This window comes from Pseudomonas sp. efr-133-TYG-103a, from assembly GCF_030209235.1.
In the GTDB taxonomy this organism is placed as follows: Bacteria; Pseudomonadota; Gammaproteobacteria; order Pseudomonadales; family Pseudomonadaceae; genus Aquipseudomonas.
In genome coordinates, this window is record NZ_JARVSK010000010.1 from 197,343 (window position 1) to 206,697 (window position 9,355).

The window sequence follows — 9,355 nt, forward strand, 5'->3', positions numbered from 1 at the left end:
CAAGGATGACATCATGAAAGCCGAAGACTACCTGTCCTTCGTCGATGCCTGGGAAGGCCGTGCAACGATCCGCACTCGCCCGCGCCGCATCGTCGAAAATGATGAAAAACTCATCTACCCGCTGAGCCGCCAGCCGCTGGTGCTCAGCGAAACGTTCACCCGTGAATGCCCTCAACTGCGCGATTTCGCACTGGTTCAGAGCCTGTACAAGTTCATCAACGACGTGGTGATTTTCGAGACGGAAATCGTCGACAGAACTGCGCGCAGTATCGCCAAGGACAACTTCGCGATCCGTTTTCCCTTCGCCTGCCGCTATGACGCAATGACGGTGGTGGTGGACGAGGACTATCACGCGCTGGTTGCCATGGACTTCATGCAGCAGACCATCGCACTGACCGGTATCCAGCCGATTCAGTTGCCGCTGGAAATCGAGCTCAGCCGAGCCATTCCCGCAGCGCTCGATCTGGCGCCGGACCACTTGCGCAGCGCCGTGGAGCTGATCTGCGTTGCCATTGCCGAAAATACGGTGACCAATGATGTCGCCGCGTTCGCCAAGGACGACACGGTAAAGCAATCGATCAAAGGCCTGATGGCCGATCACTTGCTCGATGAGGGTCGCCACTCAGGCTTCTGGGCCCGGCTGGTCCGCATCTACTGGCACGCCGCGCCTGAGCAGGACAAGCAGACCATCGCGCAGATCATGCCGGTATTCATTGCTCAATATCTGACCAACGACATTCAAAAGTCCTTCGATTTCGTGCTGATCGACAGCTTGCCCATTGAGGAGACGATCAAACAGGCGCTGAAGGACGAAACCCAGGCGATGAGTTTCCCGATCAATCGCCACCACCCGTTGGTGGGTAACATCGTGCGGTTTTTCAGAACCAGCTCGATGCTTGAATCCGCTTGCGTGCAACACGCTCTGGCCGACTATCTGCCGGCAGGAGGCGTGCAATGAAACGCCTCGAGATCGTCCTCATTGGCCGCAGCCGCGCCTTGGCCGAACTGAGCGAAGAACTGGATGCCCACGGGCATCTCATTCACCTGCTGAACGACATCCACCCACTGGAACAGACCCCGTTGCGCCAGGCTTCGATCGTTATCGAGGACGGCACCCTCGACGCTGCGGACGCCGTCATCAAAGCGATCGGATCGGACGTTCATCTGGGACTGCGAGTCGGCGTGACAGCCGGTCTTCAACCCGGTCTGCCGTGTCTTGAGTTGCTGTGCTGGGCAGGTTCGGCAACCGCACAACGATTGATCGTCCGCGAGCCTGTGGCGCCTCAATCGTCAGGCAATGGTCGCATGCTGGCCGACGCGGCCACGGCAAGGCTGATTGAAACCGTGGCGTTACTGGTCAGCCGCTTTTCTCGGGATCCTGAACACTTCACCCGCCTGGCGCGCGTCGAGCCACCTCACAGTGAATGGCAGGAAAGCCTGCAACGGCTTGACCGGCTGGCATTCGAGCATCGCTTCAATCACACCGCGCAGCCGCATTTGCTCAGCGTTGCGCAGCAGCCTCTGGTCACGCGGCTGGACAACAGCTTCAGCCGTTTCGGCGGCCGAATCGCGCTGACCGTCGACGGTGAGCGCATCAGCTACGACCGCCTGCGCGCGCACAGTGTCGCGATCCAGAAGCGCATGCAGACGTTGATCACGTCGTCCGTTGGCGAACCGCCGGTGATCGGGATCTGCCTGCCGAAATCTACCGCGCTGTTTGCGGGGATTCTCGCCATTCTCGGAAGCGGCGCCGTTTATCTTCCGCTCGATCCCAGCCAGCCGCTGCAGCGCCAGCAGTACATTCTGGACAACTCAGGGGCCTGCCTGCTGCTGCACGACGGGCAACATCCGCTGGCCGGTCAATGCCTGCCGGGGCTGGACATCAGTGACATCGATGCCACCCCGACGCCTCAGTCGCTGATGCAACGGCATCCGGAAAGCGACGCGCCTTGCATGGCGTTATACACCTCCGGCACAACGGGCCATCCGAAGGGGGTCATGCTCAGTCAACGCAATCTCAGCCACTTCACGGCCTGGTACGCGGACTATGTCGGTCTGTCCGAGCACAGCCGCGTGCTGCAGTTCTCGACGCTGAGTTTCGACTCGTCGGTGATCGACATTTTCCCGACCCTGCTCAGCGGCGCCGAACTGGTAGTCGCCAGCGAAGACCAGCGCCGCGATCCGCTGCAATTGGTCGAGTTGCTGGATCAGCACCTCAGCCATGCGTTTCTGCCCCCCGCGCTACTGAGCATTCTGCCGACCGACCGGCCGCTCAAGCTTGAACACCTCTGCACCGGCGGCGATGTCTGCGAGCCATTTGTGATCGATCGTCTGGCCGCGCAGTGCCAATTCCACAACCTCTACGGCCCCACCGAGGCCACGGTGCTGATCACTGCCGGACAATTCCAGCCGGGCAGCAGTAACCGCAATCTGGGCCGTCCCATCGCCAACAGTCAGGTGCTGATCCTGGACGAGCAGCTGCAACCGGTTGCCGATCACAGCTCGGGCGAGCTCTACATCGTCGGGCCTGGCGTGTGCCTGGGCTACATCCACAATCCAGCGCTGACCGAAGAGCGCTACGTGCAGATCGACGTGGGCGGCGAGCAGAGCCTGCGCGCTTATCGCACCGGGGACATCGGAAAATGGACAACCGAGGGGATCGAGCTGTCCGGGCGCCGGGACAATCAGGTGAAGATTCGCGGATTCCGGGTCGAGCCCGAGGAAATCGAGCATTGCCTGCGCGACAGTCAGCTGTATCGGCAGGTGGCCGTGGTGGTCGATGAGCAGCGACGGATTCTGGCGTTTGTTGCGCAGCCGCACGGTGTCGAGCCCGACGCTGCACGCCCGTTGCTCAAGGCCCATGTCGAACGCCTCTTGCCTGACTACATGCGTCCTGCGGCTTATACGGAACTGGCGAAAATGCCATTTGCCAACAACGGCAAGATCGATCGTAAAGCGCTTTTGCAGCTGCCGGTCAACATGCTCGAACGAGCGCCGCTTCGTCAGCCTGAAAGCGAGAATGAGCGGCTGTTGTTGACGCTCTGGGCAGATCTGCTGGAACTGCCGCCCGGTGATATTTCAACCGACGAGAGCTTCTTCAACCTCGGTGGCCACTCGATCCTGCTCTCGCAAATGCTGCTCGGGATTCGTGAGCACTTCGGACGCAGCATTCCGATCAACCGCTTCATTGAAGCGCCGACCCTGGTGAATCTGGCGTCGCTGCTCGACAGCGATGGCTCGTCAGCGTGGACAGTCAGTCCGCAGGCCATCAAAGACGCCAACTCACCGGTCGAGATTGCCGTGTTGCCGGTCGACAGGCTGGGGGATGTTCACAAAGTCATCGTCACCGGGGCAAACGGTTTTCTGGGTGTTCACATCGTCGAAGCATTGCTGGCGTGGGGCGCGACGGAAGTGGCGTGTCTGGTGCGCGAAAGCGGCGCAATGACGGCGCAGGATCGCTTCGTGCAATCCCTGCGCGAGAACCGCCTGGAGCATCTGGATCTGTCCCGGGTGCGCGTTTATGCGGCCGACATCACCCGCCCGCAGATGGGGCTCAGTGACGAAGTGTATGAACGACTGGATCGCGAATTCGGCGCGCTGGTCCACAACGCTGCCAACGTGAACCACGTGCAGGACTACGAGACGCTGGCCAGAGACAATGTTGCGCCCATCTTCGAGTGCCTTCGGCTGTGCGAGGGACGCAGTAAAAAGGTGTTCAATTTCGTCTCGACCCTTTCAGCTTCCAGCGCCGTCGACAGCGCGGGCAATGTGCTGGAGGCGCCGGCCGCCGAGACGCCGCCGATCTACATCAAAAATGGCTATAACCTCTCCAAATGGGTGGCCGAGCGGATTCTGCAACACGCTCGCGAGCAAGGCGCATGGGTGAACATCTACCGCCCCGGCAACATCGCTTTCAACAGCGTCACTGGCGTCTGTCAGCCACACAAGAACCGTTTGATGCTGATGCTCAAAGGCTCGATGCAACTGGGTCAGGTGCCGGAGTTCTCGATGACCTTCGACCTGATGCCGGTGGATTTCCTTGCCCGGTTCATCGGTTTCCACAGCAGCCGTTATCAGCCGACCCGCGCGGTGTTCAACCTGCATAACCCAGAACCTCTGAGCTGGAACAGCTACGTCAGCGCATTTCGAGAAGCCGGCAGTGAATTCGAAATGGTCAGCGTTGCGCACTGGCAGACGCAGTTGAACCGCGTCGATAGCCACAACGCGCTGTTTGGCGTGCTGGGTTTCTACCTCGACGGCTTTGAGGAGGACATCGGAGACATCTCGATGATCGCCTATCAGAACGCTGAGGCGGGCGTTCAGCGCATGGGCGAGCGCTATCCCCAGAAAACCCCGGCACTGCTGCGCAAGGGGTGCGATTACCTGAAAGAAATCGACTTCATCTGACCCTTCCACCGCAACACCTACTCACGCAATGGAGAACGACATGAACGCAATCAATACATCCAGCGACCTCAAGCCCGACACGCTCATCACCAACCCGAACGGCACGCCGGTGATTTCATCCGTGCAAGTGGCAGCGTCCGCCGCTGATGTGTGGAAGGTCGTTGGCGATTTCGGCGGTTTCGAGAAATTCATCCCGGCGCTGGCCAGCATTAGCGTGATCGGCGAAGGCGTTGGATCTGTACGTCACAAGATATTCAAAGAGGGTGGCCTGGAAGTGGTCGAGCAGCTGAACTCGCGCGACGACCGCGCGTTTTCGATGACCTGGACGACGATCCATAACAACCTGGGTGTCCGCCATCTGTGGGCGTCGATGACGGTCGTTCCCGTGGCAGACCTCAGCTGCAAAGCGACCTGGACAATCATCGCCGAGCCTGCCGAGGGCAACCCTGCAAGCGCTGCTGAGTTCCAGAGCTTCTTGCAGGGTTTTGCTGATGACGCCATGGGCAACGTCAAAAAAATCTTTGAGTGATCAACCCGCTGGCTGATTGCCCCGCCCGGCTTTGCGCCGGGCGGGGCCTTGGCGTTTGGATAGACAGTTGCAAAATATGACGGCGCTTCCCACAATGCGACTAATTATCATTTGAATGGCGCTGGGACGGCGCAGCTTCATGCTTTCTCACGACGCAACGCTGCGCACTTTGTATAGCGATCACCACGGCTGGCTCAACGGCTGGCTGCGCAGCAAGCTCGGTAACGCCGCCGATGCGGCGGATCTGGCACAGGACACCTTCCTGCGTCTGCTCACTCGCAGCGAGCTGCTCGAGCTGAAGACACCGCGTGCATTTTTGCGCACCGTCGCGCGCGGCCTTGTGATCGATCACTGGCGTCGGGAAGAGCTGGAGCGCGCTTATCTCGAAGCGCTGGCCAACATTCCCGCGCACGAAACGCCGTCGCCCGAATCGCGCGAGCTGGTGTTCGAGCTGCTGGAAAGCATCGCCAGAATGCTCGACGGCCTCAAACCCAAGGTACGTCGTGCCTTTCTGCTGGCTCAGTGTGAAGGGCTGACGCACCAACAAATCGCCGAACAGATGGGTATTTCACTACGTTCGGTCGAGCGCTACGTCGCCGATGCCCTGTACCACTGTTATCTGCTGCGTTACGCATCGTGAGTCGTGATCAATGAATCCTTCTCCCGCGCGGGATAATCGCCAGCCCTCTGCCGCCGTTGTTCGCCAGGCCATCGAATGGATGCTGCGCCTGAACAATCAAGCCGCGAGTGCCCGGGTGATTCAGCGCTGTGAACAATGGCGCGGCGCGCATCCCGACCATGAATGTGCCTGGCAGCGCGTGCTGTCGCTCAACGTCGACCTCAAGCACCGTTTTCAGGCGCTGCCTTCGGGCGGCGTCGCGTTCGAGGCACTGGAAAACAGCGCGCAGCGCATGGGCCGTCGGCAGGCAATGAAGCTGCTTACCGGGTTACTGGTCGCAGGCTCAAGCGCTTGGGTCGCGCGCGATGTGACGCCATGGCAGCAATGGACAGCCGATTTCGCAACACAGATCGGCCAGCGCAGCATTTTCCAACTGGCCGACGGCAGCCGGCTGCAGTTGAATACCGATAGCGCCGTGAATCAGGACTTCAGCGCGACGCGACGGCTTATCCAGCTGACCAAGGGCGAAATCCTCGTCACCTGTGCAATCGGCGCACAACATCCTGCGCCCGGCCCGCTTCTGGTCAGCTGTCAGCATGGCGTGCTCGAAGGCCAGTCAGGGCGCTTTGTCGTGCGGCAGGAATCGGACCACACACGCGTGAGCGTGATCGACGGGCGTGTGCTTCTTCGGTCGCCCGGGGCTTCTGCGATCACAGTTCAAGCCGGAGAAAGCTATTCGCTGACAGAGCAGCGTGCCGATGCGCTGCCTCATCTGGACATGGAACCAGGTGCCTGGGCCGATGGATTGATCGTGACCCGAGATATGCGTCTGGGCGATTTTCTGGCCGAGGTCTCGCGCTATCGCCGTGGACACCTGGCCTGCGATCAGGATATCGCCGGGCTGCGGTTGTCTGGCGTGTTCCGGCTCGAAGACACCGACAAGCTGCTGGCGGTCCTCCCACAGACGCTGCCTGTCCGTCTGCAATACCGCACTCGGTGGTGGGTCACGCTGCAGCGCAATGCATAAAAATATTTTGGCGGGTTTCGCTCCCCGGTTCGGCTTAGAGATCAGCACCCTCCTCTTCACCGACTTGAACGGAATCGCGCAATGACCCGGCTTCAACGTACACCGCAGCGCCTACATACCCACAATGCTTGCCACGCCAACGTCAAACCCTCCGCGCTGCATACCGCCATGCGCGCCGCGTTGCTCTCGACCACGTTGACCACCTGCGTACTGCCCCTTCATGCGCTGGCCGAGGAATCAGCGCCAGTCTTGCGTCCGGCGCGCAGCTATTCGATCCCGGCCGGACCGCTGAACGAGGCGCTCAACCAGTTCGCGCGCCAGGCTGGCATCACGCTCTCGGCCACCCCTGATCAGACATCCGGCGCACATTCTCCGGGTCTGCAGGGCAGCTACTCGGTCGATCAGGCTTTGGCCATTCTGCTTGGCAGCAGTGGCTTGCAGGCTGTGAGCCAGGACGGCAGCAGTTATGTGTTGCATCGAGCTGAGGGCGAAGCCATGTCGTTGCCCAGCACCGATGTGCGCGGGTTCGCGCTGGGTAACGCACTGGGAAGCATGGAGGGCTACAACGCAACCCACAGTCAGATCGCCACTAAAACCAGCACAGCGCTTCTGGAGACTTCTCAATCCGTGTCGGTCGTCACCCGCGAACAAATGAATGACCAAGGCTCGCAGACGGTGGCTCAGGCAATGCGTTACACGCCCGGTGTACTGACCAATCCATACGGCGCAACCCATCGTTACGACTACGTAGCGATGCGCGGCTTCAACGACGGCTCGGTTGACAACATCTACCTCGACGGCCTGAAGTCCATGGGCGACAGCGGCACATACAGCACGATGCAGGTCGATCCCTATTTTCTCGAGCGCGTCGACATCCTTAAAGGCCCGTCTTCGGTCCTTTACGGCCGCAGCTCGCCGGGCGGGCTGGTGGCCCTGACCAGCAAGAAGCCTCTCTACGAGCCCCATCATCAGATTCAGGCAACCATAGGCTCGAACAATCAGAGCGGCGTCGGTTTCGATTTCAGCGGACCACTTGATGAGGACAAGCGCGTGGCTTACCGATTGGTAGGGCTGACAGATAAATCTGACACGCAGTTCGACCACACAAAGGAAAAACGCTACGCGCTCGCTCCGACGTTGAGCATCGATTTCACCGAAGACACGTCGTTGACCCTCCAAGCCTATCTGCAGCACGACCCTGAGGGTGGCTACCACGGCGGCAACCCGGCAGACGGTTTACTGCATCAGCGCAACGGTCAGCGCATCTCCGAGCACTTCTTCGAAGGTGAACCTGGTGTCGATGGGTATAGCCGCGACCAGCAGTCCGTCGGCTATCAGTTTGAACACCGATTTAATGATGTCTTCACTGCGCGGCAAAACTTCCGCTACCTGGATTCGAAGGTAAGTCTGGATCAGGTCTACAGCTATGGCTGGACCACGCCGACCAGCAACGAACTCAATCGATACTACTCAGGCGCTAATGAACACCTGCATTCATACATCGTCGATAACATGCTGCAGGCCGAGTTCTTCACCGGTTCGGCGAAACACACAGCGCTGTTCGGCGCGGATTATCAACGCCGCAAGACTGTGGTCGATTGGCAGAGCGGCTCACTGGAGCCGATCAATGCCTTCAATCCGGCGTATCGCGATTCGCAGATTACCTATTTCGATCCGACCAGTTATCTACGCCGCCTTGAACAGACGGGAGCGTATGCACAGGATCTGATCGAATGGGATAAGTGGCGCTTTTCCCTGGGGCTGCGCCATGACTGGGTCGAAACCTCTGACGAGAATCGGATCGGTGAAGCCGGTCGCCCGCAAGGAACAGAAATCAACGACAAGCGCACCAAGACCACTGGCCGCGCTGGCGTGCTTTACCTGTTCGACAATGGCATCGCGCCCTACCTGAGCTATTCGGAATCCTTCAACCCGAACTCTTACTCCGACAGCGCCGGCAACCCTCTGGCCCCTACGGACGGCAAGCAGTGGGAAGCGGGTATCAAGTATCAGCCGCCCGGTACCGACAATCTGTTCACCGCTTCGGTGTTTCGCATTGATCAGGAAAACCTGGCAACCAAGCTCCCTCAGGAAAACTTCTACCGCGCGATCGGTGCTGTCCGCTCTCAAGGTCTGGAGCTTGAAGCGCACATGCAACTGACCGACAACTTCAAAGTACTGGGCAGCTACACCTTAACCGACATCGACTATTCGAAATCGATGCCGAGCACTGTCAGCGACACCGACAACAAAGGCAATTCGCCCACGCAGGCCCCCAAGCATATGGCATCGGTTTGGGGCGACTACAAATTCAGCAGCGGAGTCCTTGATGGACTGCGGCTGGGTAGCGGGCTGAGGTATGTGGGCTCAAGCTGGGTCGATGCGGAAAACACGATGAAGGTGCCCTCCTACGTGCTCTGGGATGCATCGATGGGGTACGACCTGGGTAAGTTGGGACTTAAAGGCGTCGATGTGCGGCTCAACGCCAATAACCTCACCGACGAATCCTATATCGCTTCCTGTGCAAGCTTGAACTTCTGTTACGTGGGCGAGGAGCGCAACGTTAGCGCGACCGTCAGCTATCAATTCTAAAACGCCGCCTCGCTGCATAAGGCCAGCTCCCGAGCGCGGGGGCTGGCCTTTTTATCGGCTTTGCACGCTACGGTTTCAACGTGCTGATCGCTTGTCGGATTGACACGTATTCTTGATCCAGAAACGACAAAACCCCATCTGCTTTCGCAAATGGGGTTCTGGAATTTAATCTTGACGATGA

At 59.5% G+C, this 9,355-nt stretch carries 7 protein-coding genes; 6 read left to right on the forward strand and 1 reads right to left on the reverse strand.

The genetic code is table 11. The annotated features are described in order from the left end of the window. The first annotated feature begins 13 nt into the window (after nucleotides 1-13). The 6 genes from QRN36_RS08640 (at nucleotide 14) to QRN36_RS08665 (ending at nucleotide 9,174) form a co-directional block, all read left to right on the forward strand. On the forward strand, nucleotides 14-958 hold the full coding sequence (locus tag QRN36_RS08640; protein WP_285423659.1) for a diiron oxygenase: 945 nt from the start codon (nucleotides 14-16) through the stop codon (nucleotides 956-958). Further along, nucleotides 955-4,407, forward strand: a complete 3,453-nt coding sequence (locus QRN36_RS08645; protein WP_285423660.1) for a non-ribosomal peptide synthetase — start codon at nucleotides 955-957, stop codon at nucleotides 4,405-4,407. Before QRN36_RS08640 ends, QRN36_RS08645 begins: the two co-directional genes overlap by 4 nt. 40 nt (nucleotides 4,408-4,447) lie before the next feature. Beyond that, the gene (locus QRN36_RS08650) at nucleotides 4,448-4,936 is read left to right on the forward strand and encodes an SRPBCC family protein (protein ID WP_285423662.1); all 489 of its coding nucleotides are present in this window, start codon (nucleotides 4,448-4,450) and stop codon (nucleotides 4,934-4,936) included. 139 nt (nucleotides 4,937-5,075) lie between these two features. Next, complete coding sequence (locus QRN36_RS08655; protein WP_285423663.1) at nucleotides 5,076-5,576, forward strand: sigma-70 family RNA polymerase sigma factor; 501 nt, start codon at nucleotides 5,076-5,078, stop codon at nucleotides 5,574-5,576. 10 nt (nucleotides 5,577-5,586) lie between these two features. Continuing rightward, complete coding sequence (locus QRN36_RS08660) at nucleotides 5,587-6,582, forward strand: FecR domain-containing protein (protein WP_285423664.1); 996 nt, start codon at nucleotides 5,587-5,589, stop codon at nucleotides 6,580-6,582. A 168-nt stretch (nucleotides 6,583-6,750) separates the two neighbouring features. Then, a complete protein-coding gene (locus QRN36_RS08665) occupies nucleotides 6,751-9,174 on the forward strand; it encodes a TonB-dependent siderophore receptor (protein ID WP_285423677.1) in 2,424 nt (807 codons plus the stop codon). On the opposite strand, the gene QRN36_RS08670 is transcribed toward QRN36_RS08665, so the two are convergent. Next, on the reverse strand, nucleotides 9,171-9,355 hold a 185-nt coding region (locus QRN36_RS08670), incomplete at its 5' end, for a hypothetical protein (RefSeq protein WP_285423665.1). The genes QRN36_RS08665 and QRN36_RS08670 overlap by 4 nt on opposite strands.

Bases quoted from the DNA above. Each gene is read 5' to 3' on its own strand.
- QRN36_RS08660 (WP_285423664.1), top strand. From the start codon at position 5,587: ATGAATCCTTCTCCCGCGCGGGATAATCGCCAGCCCTCTGCCGCCGTT.
- QRN36_RS08665 (WP_285423677.1), top strand. From the start codon at position 6,751: ATGCGCGCCGCGTTGCTCTCGACCACGTTGACCACCTGCGTACTGCCC.
- QRN36_RS08655 (WP_285423663.1), top strand. From the start codon at position 5,076: ATGCTTTCTCACGACGCAACGCTGCGCACTTTGTATAGCGATCACCAC.
- QRN36_RS08645 (WP_285423660.1), top strand. From the start codon at position 955: ATGAAACGCCTCGAGATCGTCCTCATTGGCCGCAGCCGCGCCTTGGCC.
- QRN36_RS08640 (WP_285423659.1), top strand. From the start codon at position 14: ATGAAAGCCGAAGACTACCTGTCCTTCGTCGATGCCTGGGAAGGCCGT.
- QRN36_RS08650 (WP_285423662.1), top strand. From the start codon at position 4,448: ATGAACGCAATCAATACATCCAGCGACCTCAAGCCCGACACGCTCATC.